The following is a 15,417-nucleotide window of genomic DNA, read 5'->3' on the forward strand; positions in this document are numbered from 1 at the left end:
ATGTCGATCGACTTTCTCAATCTCGGCCGCGTGAATGCCCCCTACGAACCGGCGATCCGGGACGCGATCGACCGCGTGCTGCGCTCGGGCTACTACATCCTGGGCCAGGAAACCGCCGCATTCGAACAGGAGTTCGCGCACTACTGCGGAGTCAGGCATTGCATCGGCGTGGCCAATGGCCTGGACGCGCTGCACCTGATCCTGCGCGGCTACGACATCGGCGCGGGCGACGAAGTCATCGTGCCCGCCAATACCTTCATCGCCACCTGGCTTGCCGTCAGCCTGGTCGGCGCACGCATCGTACCGGTCGAACCCGACGAATCGACCTGGAACATCGACCCGCAACGGATCGAGGAAGCGATCACGCCACGCACGCGCGCGATCATGCCGGTGCACCTGTACGGCGCGCCGGCGCAGATGGATGCAATCCGCGAAATCGCGCAGCGACACCGTCTTTGCGTCATCGAGGATGCGGCGCAGGCCCATGGCGCGCGTTACGGAGGGCGGCGTGCGGGTGGCCTGGGCGACGCGGCAGGCTTCAGTTTCTATCCCGGCAAAAACCTGGGTGCGCTCGGTGACGGCGGCGCGATCACGACCAACGACGACGAACTGGCCGAGCGTCTGCGCAAGTTGCGCAATTACGGCTCGTCGATCAAATACCAGCACGATGTCGCAGGCGTCAATTCGCGCCTGGACGAGATCCAGTCCGCCGTGCTGCGCGTGAAGTTGCAGCACCTGGATGCGGACAATGCGCGGCGCGCGGCGGTCGCGCAGGCTTATCGTGAAGCGCTGGCCGATACGCCGGTCGAGCTGATGCGCGTCCCTGGCGGAACCGAATCCGTCTGGCACCTGTTCGTCGTGCGTACGCCGGAGCGCGATGCCCTGCGCGATTACCTGACAGCGCATGGGATCGGCACGCAGATTCACTATCCCCTGCCCTGCCACCGCCAGGAAGCGTTTGCCGGCCAGGACTGGCCGGCGCTGCCTGTCACCGAGCGCCTGCAAGCGCAGATCCTGAGCTTGCCAATGGCGCCCTACCTGAGCGTGGACGATGTGGCGCAGGTTGCGGCGCAGGTCAAGGCCTTTTTTGGCTGAGCACGTGAATATCTTCCAACTGGCATCGACAAATCCGCTATGAATACCAATCCCCATCACTATGGAATTCAGAATGTCAATCAATCGACTGACATGATGGATCATCACATCGAAGAAATTCGCAATCAAGGCTATACGATTGTCGACGGTGGTTTTTCCGATGAAGAATTAAAGCTTTATTCCCGCAAGCTGGATCTGGTCTACGAAGCGCAAAAGGAAGAAGTGGGCGGGGAGGAAAATCTAACCAGCATCAACGATGACAACGTTGTACGTTGCCCGCTCGCGTACGACGACGCTTTCCTGAACCTGGCAACGCACTCATCGGTAATGACGATATGCGAACGTATCCTGGGAAGTAACTTTGTTTTGCTCATGCAAAATGGCGTGATCAATGACCCGGATAAAGAGCACTATCAAACAAGATGGCACAGGGACTTGAATTACCAGCACTGGGTGTCGTCGCAGCCTCTGGCCCTCAGTGCCTTGCTATGCATGGATACCTTCTCCGAGCTGACTGGAGGCACGCGTGTCCTGCCGGGCTCGCATTTGAAAGAGACCTTCCCATCCGATGCGTATGTCACAAAACATGAGCAAACCATCGAAGCGCCGGCCGGCTCGATACTGGTGATGGATGCGATGTTGTTCCATTGCGCCGGCAGAAACCTGTCCAACGCGCTTCGCCGGGCTTTGAATCATGTCGTTGGGGTGCCGATCCTGTCGCAACAGCTTAGCATCCCTGACATGCTTCAAGGAAAACACAAGAATGACCCCTTCCTGGAAAAATACCTGGGTTACCGCTGGCAACCGAAATCGAGCGTCAAGGAATGGCGGCTTGAAAAACTGGCTGGGGCACGCAAACATGCCTGACAAGACCAATGCCACTCTCGACGAGATTTTTGGCGGCAATCCGGAGTCGAGGATTGCAGACACTGGAAACGCCATCAGGAAAACCTTGAGCGATTCCAGGGGCGTGCTTGTTTTCGGTGCCGGCAATAATGGCCGGCGCATCGCCAGCCTGCTGCCGTCCCAAGGGTGTCCGGTACTTGGATTCATCGATGAGGTTGCGGAAAACCAAGGCAAGCTGATTGCAGATCTGCCGGTCCATTCGCTTGAAGCAGCGTCGCAATTGTATGGACCCGATGTCGCAATTGTCGTGTCCATCTTCAATCCCGCTCATTCCTTCGTAAAAACGAGGAAAAAACTGGGATTGCATGGCTGGACTTCCTTGTCCATTTTCCACCTGTGCCTGCTCTACCCCGATACATTTCTTCCTTTTTATTCCGCGGGTGTCTCCGACGCCATTTTGCAGAACCGGCAGACATACGAAACACTCTATCGCTCGCTCGTCGACGATCGTTCAAAAGACGAATTGATCGCGCATCTGAAGTTTCGCCTGTTCGCAGATTTTGATGCCTTACCCGATCCGATCGGCCTGGATTTCGCACATATCAAGGACAGACTGGCCGATGACATTGCATTCATCGATGGGGGAGCGTTCGATGGGGACTCGATCCAGGCTTTCCTGAAGGTAGCCGGCGATCGTTTTGCCAGCATAGTGGCGTATGAACCGGATAGCCGCAATTTCAGTAAACTGTCCGCTTTCTGCCAATCCCTGCCGCCATCCGTACGAGATCGGATCGGCATCAGGAACAAAGGCGTCTGGTCGCACGGCGGACGTATCGGCTTTAATGAAACGTCCACGCCAGGGTCGTCGTTCCATCCCGAGGCGGTCAATACAGTGGAAGTGGTGTCGCTGGACGAGGATATTCAGCTGGAATCAGCCGCCTTCATCAAACTGGATGTCGAAGGCGCGGAGATGGCAAGCTTGCACGGCGCAAGAAACATCATACAGCGCGGAGAGGCGATTTTCAGTATCGCGGTTTATCATGAGCCGGATGATCTGTGGAAAATACCGCAGCTGATCGAGCAATATAATGAACATTACAGGTTCGGCTTGCGGTCTCATGGCTATGATGGTGCCGATCTGATGCTGTATGCCTTTCCGGCATGAATGACATTGCGTCTACGTCGTTCTGCATGGAGCGACCGCAGGCCGTTCCACTCCCGATGTGCATCACGCCGGGAGTCTGCAGGACAAGCTGACCTGCTGGAGCACTGGACGGCTTTTCAGGCCTGCGCGGCCGCCCCTCCCTGGAGATCGGCGCGCACGCGCGCCAGCACCGGGCCCCACTCGCCCAGCTTTTCCTGGCGATACAGGCGCGCGCTGGCATACCAGGGGCTGTCGCTGCGCCCGAGCTGCCAGCGCCAGTCGGGCACGGCGCCGCCCGGCAGCAGGATCCAGACCGGCTTGCCCAGGGCGCCGGCCAGGTGGGCGACGCTGGTGTCGACGGTGACGACCAGGTCCACCTGGGCGATCAGGGCCGCCGTCTCTTCGAAATCCGTCAGGCGCTCGCTGAACTGGCGCACTTTCCTGTTCGTCTGCAGCAGCACGCGGTCGATCGGGCGCACGTCCTTTTGCAGGGCGACCAGCTCGACGCCCTCCGATGCCAGGCCGGCCATCGCCGTGAACGGCAGGCTGCGGAAACGGTCCAGGCGGTGGTGCGGGTTGCCGCTCCAGACCACGCCGACGCGCGGCCCGGTCTTCTCTCCCAGCACCTCGCCCCAGGCCGCCACGCGCTGCGGGTCCGCCGTCAGGTAGGCGCCTGATGATGGAATATTGTCGTTGCGGGTGCCGAAGGCAAGCGGCAAGCTCAGCAACGGGCACTGCAGGTCGACAGGCGGCAGCGCGGCGCCTTTCGGCAGCACCTGCTCCACGCCCGGCAGGCGCGACAGCAGGCTCACCAGCGCCGGCTGCACTTCCAGGATCACGCGGGCGCCGCGCGCGGCCAGCAGCGGCGCGTAGCGGCAGAATTGCAGGGTATCGCCCAGGCCCTGCTCGGCGTGCAGCAGGATGGTCTTGCCTTCGACCGGTTCTTCGCCCAGCCACAGCGGCGCCGTAAAATCGCGCTTCTCGTGGAAGGTGCCGAGTTCCTCCACGCTCCAGCGCGCTTCGTAATCCGGCAGGCCGCGTTCGAAGTCGCCCAGCAGCAGGTTCATCAGCCCGCGGTTCCAGCGCGCCGATGCGAGCCCGGGCATCAGCTCCAGCGCGTAGTCGAGGCTGGCGCGGGCTTCGTCGAAGCGGCCGAGGTCGCCCAGCACCATGCCGCGGTTGGCGTGCGCCGCCCCGCCCTGCGGACGCTGCTCGAGCGCGCGCTCGAAGCTGGCCAGCGCCTCGTCGTAGCGCAGCAGCGTACGCAGCAAGGCGCCACGCATCAAGAGGTAGTCGTAATTGTCCGGCGCCAGCGCCAGGGCGCGCTCGATGCTGGCCAGGGCGGCGTCGATCTGCCCCAGTTCGCGCAGGGTCTGCGAACGCAGGTGCAGGGTCTTCGGGTCGTCCGGCCGCTGCGCGCCGAGCTGATCCAGGCTGTCGAGCGCGGCGGCGTGCATGTTCAGCTGGGTCAGCAGGCGGCCGCGGTGGCGCAGGATTTCCGGGTTGTCCGGCTGCAGGATCAGCGCGTTCTCGCAGCTGGCCAGCGCTTCGGGATAGCGCCTGAGCATCTGCAGGACCAGCGCACGGTTGTGCCAGCCGGCGGCCGACTGCGGATTCGGCTGCAGCGCATTGTCGTAGCTGGCCAGGGCATCTTCCGGCCGGCCCAGCACCTGCAGGACGATGCCGCGGTTGTACCAGGCGTCGCTGAATTGCGGGATCAGGCTCAGGGCCGCTTCGTAGCTGTCGAGCGCTTCCTCGGCGCGGCCCAGGTCGCGCAAGACGTTGCCGCGATTGTTATGGGCATGCGCGAATTGCGGCTGCAGGGCAAGCACCCGGTCCAGGCTGGCGAGCGCTGCCTCGTTGCGGCGCAGCTCGTGCAGGACGACGGCCTGGTTGTTCAGGGCATCGAGGTCGTTCGGGTTCAGGGCCAGCGCGCGCGCGAAGCCGGCCAGCGCCTCGTCGTAGCGGCCCAGGGCCTGGAGCGCGGTGGCGCGGTTGTAATGGGTGTCGGCGTCGTCGCCCGCCAGCTCCAGCGCGCGCTCGTAGCTGGCCAGCGCTTCCTCGAAACGGCCCAGCTCCTTCAAGGCATTGCCGAGATTGCCATGCGCCGGCCCCATGTTCGGGCTGAGCGCCAGCGCCGAGCGGATGAAAGTGGCCGCGATCTGGTATTTGCCGCCCTGGAAGGCGGCGATGCCGGTGTGGTGCAGCGCCTCGACATGTTTCGGCACCAGGCGCAGCACCTGCTCGTAGGCGGCCAGTGCGCGGTCGAGCTGGCCGTTCTGGTGGAACTCCACGCCTTCGGCAAACAGGGCCGCCGCTTTCGCCGCAGTCGGGTTGGCGGGCGCAAACGCTGCGCCTTTGCTGTGTTTTCGCATGCTGGAGAACCTTTGGTGATGAGAGGGAGCGGGACTGCGGGGAGACGCACTATATAGAGGCACAGGCCGTGGCTCATTATAGGTGGAGGTGTTTACGTACGGCAAGAATAGCGGCGCCCCCATGTCACAATCGTCGTGATCTACGCCACAGTTCGGTCAAAAAAAATAATTCAAAAAAATTCCGTGTGGCATTTAATGGATCTGTGGAAACGGTCGTCTTGTACTTGTGAGAGCAGATGAGCTGCTCCTTCAAACCAACCAACTGGAGCCCAACATGCTGAGCCTTCACACCAACGCCGCCTCGCTGTCGGCACAAAATTCCGTCTCGTCGACCCAGAACAAGCTGTCGACCTCGATGACCCGCCTGAGCACCGGCTTCCGCATCAACTCGGCAATGGACGACGCAGCCGGTCTGCAGATCGCCACCCGCCTGAAAGCCCAGACCAGCGGCATGTCGGTCGCCATGCGCAACACCCAGAATTCGATCTCGATGCTCCAGACCGCCGAAGGCGCCCTGGACGAAACCGGCAACATCCTGCTGCGCATGAAGGACCTGGCAACCCAGGCCGCCGACGGTTCCTCGTCGAAGGACGACCAGACCGCGATGCAGGCAGAGTACGACTCGCTGGCAGACGAACTGACCAACATCATGAAGAACACCAAGTTCGGTGGTACTTCCCTGCTGAACCAGAACACCGGCAAGCTGTCGACCTCGATCACCTTCCAGATCGGCGCCGACAAGGCCGAGACGATGGCCGGTAACTTCACGACCGAACTGACCGACGTGCACACCAAGCTGGGCGCCACCAGCACCCGTTACGCCGGCGGCACCGCAGCAGCAGCAACCGCTGCCGGTACCGACGTCAGCGGCACGACCGACGCCGTCGGCGCATCGAACGCCAACGTCACCATCGACGACCTGTCGAAGGCGATCGACTCGGTCAGCGCCCTGCGCTCGAAGATCGGCGCCGTGTCGAACCGTCTGGACCACGTCTACAACAACCTGTCGAACATCAGCACCAACACCGCGAACGCGACCGGCCGCATCATGGACGTGGACTTCGCAACCGAAAGCGCGAAGATGACTTCGAGCCAGATGCTGATGCAGGCGGGTACCGCGATGCTGAAGCAGACGAACCAGATGTCGTCGATGGTCATGTCGCTCCTGCAGTAATCATGAAGTCTCCGGCTGAACATCGCCGGGCTTTCGAAAGGCCAGCCGCATTCCGGTTGGCCTTTTTTATTGTCGAGTGTGTTGTTAAAGCGGCAAACGAAAATAATTTAAAAAAAATTTCCGCGTGGCACTTAATGGATCTGTGGAAACGGTCGTCTTGTACTTGTGAGAGCAGATGAGCTGCTCCTTCAACCAACCAACTGGAGCCCAACATGCTGAGCCTTCACACCAACGCCGCCTCGCTGTCGGCACAAAATTCCGTCTCGTCGACCCAGAACAAGCTGTCGACCTCGATGACCCGCCTGAGCACCGGCTTCCGCATCAACTCGGCAATGGACGACGCAGCCGGCCTGCAGATCGCCACCCGCCTGAAAGCCCAGACCAGCGGCATGTCGGTCGCCATGCGCAACACCCAGAATTCGATCTCGATGCTCCAGACCGCCGAAGGCGCCCTGGACGAAACCGGCAACATCCTGCTGCGCATGAAGGACCTGGCAACCCAGGCCGCCGACGGTTCGTCGTCGAAGGACGACCAGACCGCGATGCAGGCAGAGTACGACTCGCTGGCGGACGAACTGACCAACATCATGAAGAACACCAAGTTCGGCGGCACCTCGCTGCTGAACCAGAACACCGGCAAGCTGTCGACCTCGATCACCTTCCAGATCGGCGCCGACAAGGCCGAAACCATGTCCGGTAACTTCACGACCGAACTGACCGCCGTGCACACCAAGCTGACCGCCACCAGCGCCCGCTACGCCGGCGGCACCGCGGCTGCCGGTTCGGCCGTCGGTACCGACATCAGCGGCACGACCGACGCGGTCGGCGCATCGAACGCCAACGTCACCATCGACGACCTGTCGCAGGCGATCGACTCGGTCAGCGCCCTGCGCTCGAAGATCGGTGCCGTCTCGAACCGTCTCGACCACGTCTACAACAACCTGTCGAACATCAGCACCAACACCCAGAACGCGACCGGCCGCATCATGGACGTCGACTTCGCATCGGAAAGCGCGAAGATGACCTCGAGCCAGATGCTGATGCAGGCGGGTACCGCAATGCTGAAGCAGACCAACCAGATGTCGTCGATGGTCATGTCGCTCCTGCAGTAATCGCGGCGACCTCCGGCTGAACCCAGCCGGGCGACTCATCAGGCCAGCCGTCGATCGGCTGGCCTTTTTTTTATCCAGGACCGCGCCATGAATCCTCTCTCGCTTTCCGCTCCCCTGCTGCCTCCGACCGTCCCTCCGCTGCAGGTTGGCGCGGTCATGCCGGTTGGTGCCGCTGCCGCGGTTGCCTACGCCGCCGCCGAGGCCGAACTGCCGCTGCCGGTGTCGCAGCCCCTCCCCGCTTCCCAGCCCACGCCCGGCGCCGCTCAGCACACGGACGGCGCGGCGATGCGTCCGGACCAGGTATTCATGTCGCGCCAGATGGTGTTCGGTCCGCAGGACGCCCGCAGCCTGGCCGGCAACTGGCGCGCGATGGTCGGCAACTACGGCGCGGGCCTGATCGAGCGCGCGCTGCGCGAGCGCACGGGCGCGCTGGCGCCGGCCCTGCTCCTCGCGGGCCAGGAAGGCCGCACGCAGGGCCGTGCTCCGGAGGGCCAGTTGCCGGCCGACGCCTGGCGTTTCACGGTGCATGCGGGCAGCGCCCAGGCCCAGCATCTGCAGGTACTGCGCCAGGGTCCCGATGGCGGCAGCGGACGCCGGCGCCAGCCGCGCGCGGCGCTGCGCCTGGAACTCGAACTGGCGGACGGGACCCACGTCGCGCTGCAGGTGGAGCCGATGCCGGGCGGCGTCGCGATCGAAGTGGCGGCGCCGGACGCCGCGGCGCTGGCGCGGCTGCGCGCGCTGCAGCCGCAGCTCGACGCGGCGGTGGAGCGCGCGGGGCTGATCGTGGTGCGCTGGAGTTTCAGGGCGGGGATCGTGCCGGCCGGGTCGGCGCATGCGCTGCTGGCGGCGGAGGATGTGGGGGATGTGTTGACGCTGCCGGTGTTTCGGGCAGTGGCGGAGCTGGCGTTGATGTTGCCGGCGCAGGGGTGAAATATTATTTCAAGGGGCGGCTTGGGGTGAAAGGATATTTCACTTTCTGTGGCTACGCTTGATGGTCGTGGTATGCGGCGGTAACGCGTGGAGTCGGGACTCAACCCTACGAATGGTGGCGAATCGTAGGGTGGAGTCCTGACTCCACGCGTTTACGTCGTGTGATCTACCCCACCGTCCCCACGATCGACACTTCCCGGTTCTCGGGAATCTCGTTATACGACAGCACATTGAGACCAGGCGCAAACAGCTTGGCATAACGCGCCAGCAGCGGCCGCACCTGCGGCAGCACCAGCAGCAGCGGCGGCGTGTGCTGCCCCTTCATCTGCTCGCGCGCGACCGGCATGTTGATCTGCAGTTGCGACAGCAGCTGTGGATCGATCGGGTAGTTATCGAGCGCGACCTTGCCGCCGCCGCTCTGGCGCGCCTGGTTCAGGGAACCGAGCAGCATGTTCTCGAGTTCCGCCGACAGGTTAAAGGCCGGCATGTCCTTCTTCTTCCCGAACAGGTTCGAGACGATCTGGCGCCGCAGCGCGCAGCGCACTTCGGCCGCCAGCAGGATCGGATCCTTGGTCGTCTCCGACGCGTCCAGCAGTGTGGTGCCGATGACGACGATGTCCTTCAGCGAGACGCCCTCCGCCAATAACACGCGGAACACGCGCAGCAGCTGGGTGTGATTCAGGGCCTTGCCCAACGCGTCGGCCAGCTTCGGCGACAGCGCGGTCAGGCGCTCCATCAGGGCCGGCACGTCCTCGTGGCGGAACAGTTCGTGCAGGTGGTCGCGCACCACCTTCGAGCAGTGGGTCGCGATCACGCTCGGCACCTCGACCACCTGGTAGCCCAGGCCCAGCGCGTGGCCCTTCTGGTCCGGCGTGATCCAGGTCACGGCCATGCCGAAGGCCGGTTCCAGGCCCGGGATGCCATCGAGTTCGCCATACACGTTGGGCGACGGGATCGCCATCAGGTGCTCGGGATGGACCTCGCCCTCGGCCACGACCACGCCCGACAGGCTGACCGAATACTGCGCCGGGCGCAATGCGAGATCGTCGCGCACGCCGATGCTTGGTAACACCACGCCCATCGATTCGGACAGGCTCTGGCGGATGCCCTTGATGCGCTTGGTGAGCTGTTCGCCCTGCGCCTTGTCGACCATGTTCACGAGTTTATAACCGACCGCCACCGAGATCGGCTGCACCACCGGCAGCTGTTCCCAGTCGAGGTCCGGCGCGCGGTCGTCGCGCAGGGCCGCTTCGATCGCGGCCACGCCGGCATTGTCGGCCGGTACCACGCGGTTGTGCAGGCGCCAGCCGGCATAGCCCAGGGCCGCGGCGAAGATGAAGAAGACCAGCTTCGGCATGCCCGGCACCAGGGCCAGGATCACCATCACGCCGGCGGCGGCGAACAGGGTCGTCGGCTGGGCCAGCAGCTGGCTGCCGACCTGCTTGTCGAGGTCCCCGGCTTCGCCGATGCGGGTCACCAGGATCGCCGCGGCGGCCGACAGCAGCAGCGCCGGGATTTGCGCGACCAGGCCGTCGCCGATGGTCAGCAGCGCATACACGCGGAAGGCTTCGGCGAGCGGCAGGTCGTACATCAGCGCGCCGATCGCGATACCGCCGATCAGGTTGATGATCAGGATCAGGATCGACGCGATGGCGTCGCCGCGCACGAACTTGGAGGCACCGTCCATCGCGCCGTAGAAATCCGCTTCGGCGGCGACGTCTTTCCTGCGCTGGGTCGCCTTTTCCTGGTTGATCAGGCCCGCGTTCAGGTCGGCGTCGATCGCCATCTGCTTGCCCGGCAGCGCGTCGAGGGTGAAGCGCGCAGAGACTTCCGAGATACGTTCCGAACCCTTCGTCACGACGACGAAGTTAATGATCATCAGGATGATGAACACCACCAGGCCGACCACGAAGTTCCCGCCGATGACGACGTTACCGAAGGATTCGATGACGTTACCGGCGGCGTGCGTGCCCTCGTGGCCATGCAGCAGGACCACACGCGTGGAGGCCACGTTCAGCGCCAGGCGCATCAGCGTGGTCCCAAGGATCACGGTCGGGAAGACCGAGAAATCCAGCGGCCGCTTGGCGCTCACCGCGACCAGGATCACGATCAGCGCCAGCACGATGTTGAAGGTGAACAGGACGTCGAGCAGCACCGGCGGCAGCGGCAGCATGATCATCCCCAGCAGCATCAGGAGGAAGACCGGGGCGGCGTACTTCTGGCGCCGCAGCTCGGCGACGAAGGCGTTCATCGAATTCATGAAGGTGTTACCTCGCTTAGGTGGGCTGGCACAGCCACGTCAACTGGAAACCGTGGGGGCGCCTGGCGCCGGCCGTCACGGAAAGCATTCAATTGCAGCACATAGTTCAGCACCTGCGACACGGCCTGGTAAAGCTGGGCCGGAATCTGCTGCTGCACCTGGCTGGTGTTGTAGATCGCGCGCGCCAGCGGCGGCAGCGTCACGGTCTCGATCTTGTGTTTCGCGGCGACGCTCTTGATGTAGAGCGCCATCTCGTCCACTCCCTTGGCCACGACAAACGGGGCTTCGGCGCGGTCCGTATCGTACTTCAAGGCCACCGCATAGTGCTCGGGATTGACGATCACGACGTCGGCGGTCGGCACCGTCTTGTTGACGTTGCGCTGGGCCAGCTGGCGCTGCAGCTGGCGAATGCGGCCCTTGATTTCCGGGCTGCCTTCGCTGCTCTTGTGCTCTTCCTTCTGGTCCTGCTTGCTCATCCGCTGGTTCTTCGCGAACTGGAAGGCCTGGATCGGCACGTCGAGCACGGCGAAGATCACGAACACGGCCACCAGCGCGAACAGCGCGTCGAACATCATCGAGCCGCCATGCACGATGGCGTCGCCCAGCGGCAGGCGCTGCAGGTCGACGTAGCCGGAGATGCCGGAGCGCGTCACGTGCACCAGCACGAAGCCCAGCACCACGGCCTTGGCCACCGAGGTCGCAAAACCCACCAGGTGCTTCTGGCTGACCAGGTTGCCCAGGTTTTTCATCGGGCTGAGACGGTCGAACTTCGGCGTCAGGTTTTTGCCCGACATGATCCAGCCGCCCGGCACCAGGCCGCCGATCACGATCGCCGCCGGCACCACCGCCAGCGGCAGCACCATTTTCACGAACAGCATGGCGGCAGCCATGAAAACCACCGACATCGCATTTTCCATCGCCCCCGCCTCTCCCAAAGGCACGAACACCAGCCGAAAAATGGCTCTGAACGACTCAAGGTAGGTCGGCAGCAGCAGCGAGAACATCTTGAGGCTGGCCAGGATGCCGATCGCGGTCGCCAGGTCGCGCGAGCGGACGACCTGCCCTTCCTCGCGCGCTTTTTTCAGCTTTTGGGCTGAGGCCTTTTCGGTTTTGTCGCCGTTGTCAGCCATGGGCCGCCCTCATCTGCTGCTGCAGCATCTCGAGTACCGCGTTGGTAATCTGGATATAGTGTTCCGGGATGAAGCGCACCAGCTGCACCAGCATCAACAGGCCGAACACCGTCACCAGCGAAAAGCCCAGCGAGAACAGGTTCAGCGAAGGCGCCACGCGGTTCAGGAAGCCGAAGCCGATCTGCACCACCATGGTCGAGAACACGATCGGGATCGCCAGCAGCATCGCCGCGGCGAACACCCATCCCACGTTCAGGGCCACCGTCTGCAGCACGATCGAACCGAGACCGGTGCCCACCGGCCAGGCGCGGAAGCTCTGGCCCAGGATGGTCATCAGGACCAGATGGCCGTCGATGGCGAAGAACACGAAGATCGCCACCAGCGCCAGCAGGCTCGAAATCACGTCGGACTGCTGGCCGTTGACCGGGTCGTTCATCTGCGCCATCGAGAAGCCGATCTGGCTCGAGGCGAGAAAACCGAGCATCGAGATGGCCGAGGTGGCGAACTGCAGCGCGAAGCCCATCACGCCGCCGATCACGGCCTGCTCGAACATGGCGACCACGCCGGCCAGCGAGAAGGGATCGGGCATCGTCATCCCTTTCGTCATCGGCAGCATCAGGAAGGCGAGCACCAGCGACAGCAGCGCGCGCACGGGAATCGGCACCATGCCGTCGCCGATCGCCGGCGCGGCGGACAGCATTGCCATGATGCGGCAGAAGGGCCACCACAGCGCGCCGATCAGCGGCAGCAGATAGCTGACGAAATCCATCGTGCCTTAACTGGCGATGGTCGCCGCGCGCTGGAACACCGACACGCAGTAATCCATCAGATAGCTGGTCATCCAGTGGCCGGCCAGGATCAGCGCCACCAGCGTCACCAGCAGGCGCGGCAGGAAGCTCAGGGTTTGTTCGTTGATCTGGGTGGCCGCCTGCACCAGCGCCACCACCAGGCCCATGATCAGGCCCGGCACCACCAGCACCAGCACCAGCAGCATCACCACGCGCAGCGCTTCGGCGACCAGGTCGACCGCAATATCAGGACTCATCGAATACTCCGTTAATAGCCGTGGATACTGCCCACGAGCGTGTTGACGGTCAGCGTCCAGCCGTCGACCAGCACGAACAGCAGCAGCTTGAAGGGCAATGAGATGACGAGCGGAGACAGCATCATCATGCCCATCGCCATCAGCACCGAAGACACCACCAGGTCGATGATCAGGAAGGGAATGAAGAGCATGGCGCCGATCTGGAAGGCGGTCTTCAGCTCGGACAGGACAAAGGCGGCCAGCTTGACGGTGAAGGCGCGCTCCTCCGGCTTCATCGCCGCCGGCTCGCCGGCCAGGTGCGCCACTTGCGCCAGCGCGCTCTTGCTGGTCTGGGCCAGCATGAAACGCGACAGCGGCACTTCGGCGGTTTTCAGGGCCTGCTCCAGGCCGATCTTGTTCTGGTCGTAGGGCAGGAAGGCTTCGTTCCAGACCTGGACGCCGATCGGGCGCATCACCAGCAGCGTCAGGATCAGCGCGATGCCGGTGACGACGCGGCTCGGCAGGCCCTGCTGCAGGCCGAGGGCCTGGCGCAGCAGCGACAGCACGATCACGAAGCGGGTGAAGCTGGTCGTCATCATGACGAACACGGGCAGCAGCCCGAGCAGGGTCATGAGGACCAGGATCTGCGACTTGACGCTCATCCCGGTCTTGGCGCCGGGGATGACGCCGGCCATCAGGTCCTGGGCAGATGCGGGTGCAGTAAACAATAGGAGAGCGGCGCCCGCCAGCCCGAGGGCGGCGGCGCCGCGGCGCAGTGCGCCGCTCTTCTTAAATACGGTCATGCCTTGATCAGGTCCAGGTTCAGGCCGTCGAGATCGATTACTTTCAGGCCGTACTGTTCGCCCGCCACCACGACTTCGGCGCGGCCGATCGGGGCGCCGTTGACCTTGATGACCAGCGGCTCGCCGGCCACCGCGTCCAGCGGCAGCACGCTGGCCGGACCCAGGTCCATCAGGTCCTGCAGCGAGATGCGGGCCGAGCCGACTTCCAGCGTCAGCGTAACCGGGATGCGGCGCATCATCTGCGGCAGGCGCGGATTGCGTGCCGGGGCGCCGACTTCCACGTTCTCATCCAGGAGGACGTCGACAGACAGTTCATCGTTGAGGTTCATATCCATTTATTCAGCGTCTTCAAAAGAGGTTAAACACAGCTTGCCTTTGTGCTCGGCCACGGCGGCCGTGAACAGGCGCGCCTCGTCGAGCAGGACGTCGGCGCGGCCGACGGATACCGGAATGACGTCGCCCACCTTCAGTCCGAACAATGCTTCGAGCGTGATCTCGTGGCTGACCAGGCGCCCTTCCAGCTTGACCTTCAGGCCGGTGCCGATCGATTCGGCGTTGCGCGCGGCGCGTTGCGGGCGCTCGGGCTGCAGCGCCTGCAGGATCAGGCCCATCATGCGTGCGTCCGGCGCGATGAAGCAGCGCGCGGTACTGCCGCCCTGCGGCTCGCGCAGCGTGACGGCCAGCACCCAGGCGTTCTTGCCGGGTGTCGGCGCCGGGACCGGCGCGCTGGCGCCGGAGGCCGCAGCGCGGCGCTCGACTTCCACGCCGGCGGCGCTGGCGGCAACGCGCACGCGCATCGCCAGCACTTCGAACAACTGCTGCGTCAGCGTCAGGGCCAGGCGTTCTTCGGTGGCGGTCACGCGCTCGCCGGCGGGATCGCGCAGCGGCTTGGGAGCGCCCTTGCCGCTGTAGCGGGCTTCCAGCAGGCCCACCAGCAGCGCACGTTCGAAGGCGACGGCGGCGACGCCATGCGGGCCGCCCATCGACAGCCAGCGCAGTGCGCCGCTTTCGGGTGCGCGCTCGAACGCGACCTCGGCCAGCTCGAAGCTGCCCCAGTAGCGGCGCCAACCCGGAGCCGACAGCATCGCCGTCAGGTCTTCGGAAAAGGCGCCGGCAAAGGTCGGCAATAAATGCACAGGCCGGCCTAACAAGGTCGGATCGAGTACCTGATGCGGACGCGCCTGAGCGGTTGAATTGTTAAACGGCATAAATAACGAACCTGAGGTCGTATTAAGGATTTTGGAAAGGAAGTGTTTTTATTTCATTCCCTAAGGCAACAATTATACCTGCTTCGATGTTTCGGATCACTTGATATTCCTCTTTGAATTCCGCATTGCCCTACGGTAAGATCGTATCTTGATTTGCAGCGCTCCCTAGGACAACAAGCCGTCTCACGAGGGAAAACGTCAAATTCACGGGGTTTTGAATCACGTTTCCATGCAAGTCTTACATGCGCAAGATTTAACATTTGACCTTCGAATGACCCCGAATAGATCGTCAAATGTCGCAAAAAAGCGACTCAGC

The 15,417-nt window shown here is 63.4% G+C and carries 14 protein-coding genes; 6 read left to right on the forward strand and 8 right to left on the reverse strand.

Going from position 1 to position 15,417, the window contains the following annotated elements; genetic code table 11:
* From ACFPQ5_RS00830 to ACFPQ5_RS00840, 3 genes are read left to right on the forward strand one after another with little or no spacing between them, the layout of a single operon-like run.
* On the forward strand, positions 1 to 1,095 hold the full coding sequence (locus ACFPQ5_RS00830; protein ID WP_379750953.1) for a DegT/DnrJ/EryC1/StrS family aminotransferase: 1,095 nt from the start codon (positions 1 to 3) through the stop codon (positions 1,093 to 1,095).
* A 39-nt stretch (positions 1,096 to 1,134) separates the two neighbouring features.
* A complete protein-coding gene (locus ACFPQ5_RS00835) occupies positions 1,135 to 1,962 on the forward strand; it encodes a phytanoyl-CoA dioxygenase family protein (RefSeq protein WP_379750954.1) in 828 nt (275 codons plus the stop codon).
* Positions 1,928 to 3,106, forward strand: coding sequence for an FkbM family methyltransferase (locus ACFPQ5_RS00840; RefSeq protein WP_379750956.1), 1,179 nt, complete (start codon positions 1,928 to 1,930; stop codon positions 3,104 to 3,106). Before ACFPQ5_RS00835 ends, ACFPQ5_RS00840 begins: the two co-directional genes overlap by 35 nt.
* 116 nt (positions 3,107 to 3,222) lie before the next feature.
* Here the strand turns inward: ACFPQ5_RS00840 and ACFPQ5_RS00845 are convergent, their stop codons facing one another.
* The gene (locus ACFPQ5_RS00845; RefSeq protein WP_379750958.1) at positions 3,223 to 5,460 is read right to left on the reverse strand and encodes a tetratricopeptide repeat protein; all 2,238 of its coding nucleotides are present in this window, start codon (positions 5,458 to 5,460) and stop codon (positions 3,223 to 3,225) included.
* A gap of 274 nt (positions 5,461 to 5,734) precedes the next feature.
* Here ACFPQ5_RS00845 and ACFPQ5_RS00850 point away from each other — a divergent pair, with 274 nt between their 5' ends.
* The 3 genes from ACFPQ5_RS00850 to ACFPQ5_RS00860 all read left to right on the forward strand — a co-directional run bounded on the left by ACFPQ5_RS00850 (position 5,735) and on the right by ACFPQ5_RS00860 (position 8,676).
* Entirely contained in the window at positions 5,735 to 6,634 is a 900-nt protein-coding gene (locus ACFPQ5_RS00850) for a flagellin N-terminal helical domain-containing protein (RefSeq protein ID WP_379750960.1), read from the forward strand.
* Positions 6,635 to 6,846: 212 nt separating this feature from the next.
* Positions 6,847 to 7,746, forward strand: coding sequence for a flagellin N-terminal helical domain-containing protein (locus tag ACFPQ5_RS00855; protein ID WP_379750962.1), 900 nt, complete (start codon positions 6,847 to 6,849; stop codon positions 7,744 to 7,746).
* Between the two features lie 87 nt (positions 7,747 to 7,833).
* Entirely contained in the window at positions 7,834 to 8,676 is an 843-nt protein-coding gene (locus ACFPQ5_RS00860) for a hypothetical protein (RefSeq protein ID WP_379750964.1), read from the forward strand.
* A 166-nt stretch (positions 8,677 to 8,842) separates the two neighbouring features.
* Here ACFPQ5_RS00860 and ACFPQ5_RS00865 read toward each other — a convergent pair whose 3' ends face one another.
* From ACFPQ5_RS00865 to ACFPQ5_RS00895, 7 genes are read right to left on the reverse strand one after another with little or no spacing between them, the layout of a single operon-like run.
* Entirely contained in the window at positions 8,843 to 10,936 is a 2,094-nt protein-coding gene (locus ACFPQ5_RS00865; RefSeq protein WP_379750966.1) for a flagellar biosynthesis protein FlhA, read from the reverse strand.
* On the reverse strand, positions 10,933 to 12,066 hold the full coding sequence (gene flhB / locus ACFPQ5_RS00870) for a flagellar type III secretion system protein FlhB (protein ID WP_379750968.1): 1,134 nt from the start codon (positions 12,064 to 12,066) through the stop codon (positions 10,933 to 10,935). The genes ACFPQ5_RS00865 and flhB overlap by 4 nt, the downstream gene beginning before the upstream one ends.
* Entirely contained in the window at positions 12,059 to 12,835 is a 777-nt protein-coding gene (fliR, locus tag ACFPQ5_RS00875; protein WP_379750970.1) for a flagellar biosynthetic protein FliR, read from the reverse strand. Before fliR ends, flhB begins: the two co-directional genes overlap by 8 nt.
* Positions 12,836 to 12,841: 6 nt before the next feature.
* Positions 12,842 to 13,111, reverse strand: a complete 270-nt coding sequence (gene fliQ, locus ACFPQ5_RS00880) for a flagellar biosynthesis protein FliQ (protein WP_379750972.1) — start codon at positions 13,109 to 13,111, stop codon at positions 12,842 to 12,844.
* Between the two features lie 11 nt (positions 13,112 to 13,122).
* Positions 13,123 to 13,893 (reverse strand): flagellar type III secretion system pore protein FliP, encoded by a 771-nt coding sequence (gene fliP / locus ACFPQ5_RS00885; RefSeq protein ID WP_379750974.1) that lies wholly within the window; start codon positions 13,891 to 13,893, stop codon positions 13,123 to 13,125.
* On the reverse strand, positions 13,890 to 14,228 hold the full coding sequence (locus ACFPQ5_RS00890) for a FliM/FliN family flagellar motor switch protein (protein WP_210735959.1): 339 nt from the start codon (positions 14,226 to 14,228) through the stop codon (positions 13,890 to 13,892). Before ACFPQ5_RS00890 ends, fliP begins: the two co-directional genes overlap by 4 nt.
* Positions 14,229 to 15,029 (reverse strand): FliM/FliN family flagellar motor switch protein, encoded by an 801-nt coding sequence (locus tag ACFPQ5_RS00895; RefSeq protein WP_379750977.1) that lies wholly within the window; start codon positions 15,027 to 15,029, stop codon positions 14,229 to 14,231.
* Between the last annotated feature and the right edge of the window lie 388 nt (positions 15,030 to 15,417).

The organism is Massilia suwonensis, assembly GCF_042655665.1.
Taxonomy (GTDB): Bacteria; Pseudomonadota; Gammaproteobacteria; order Burkholderiales; family Burkholderiaceae_D; genus Telluria; species Telluria suwonensis.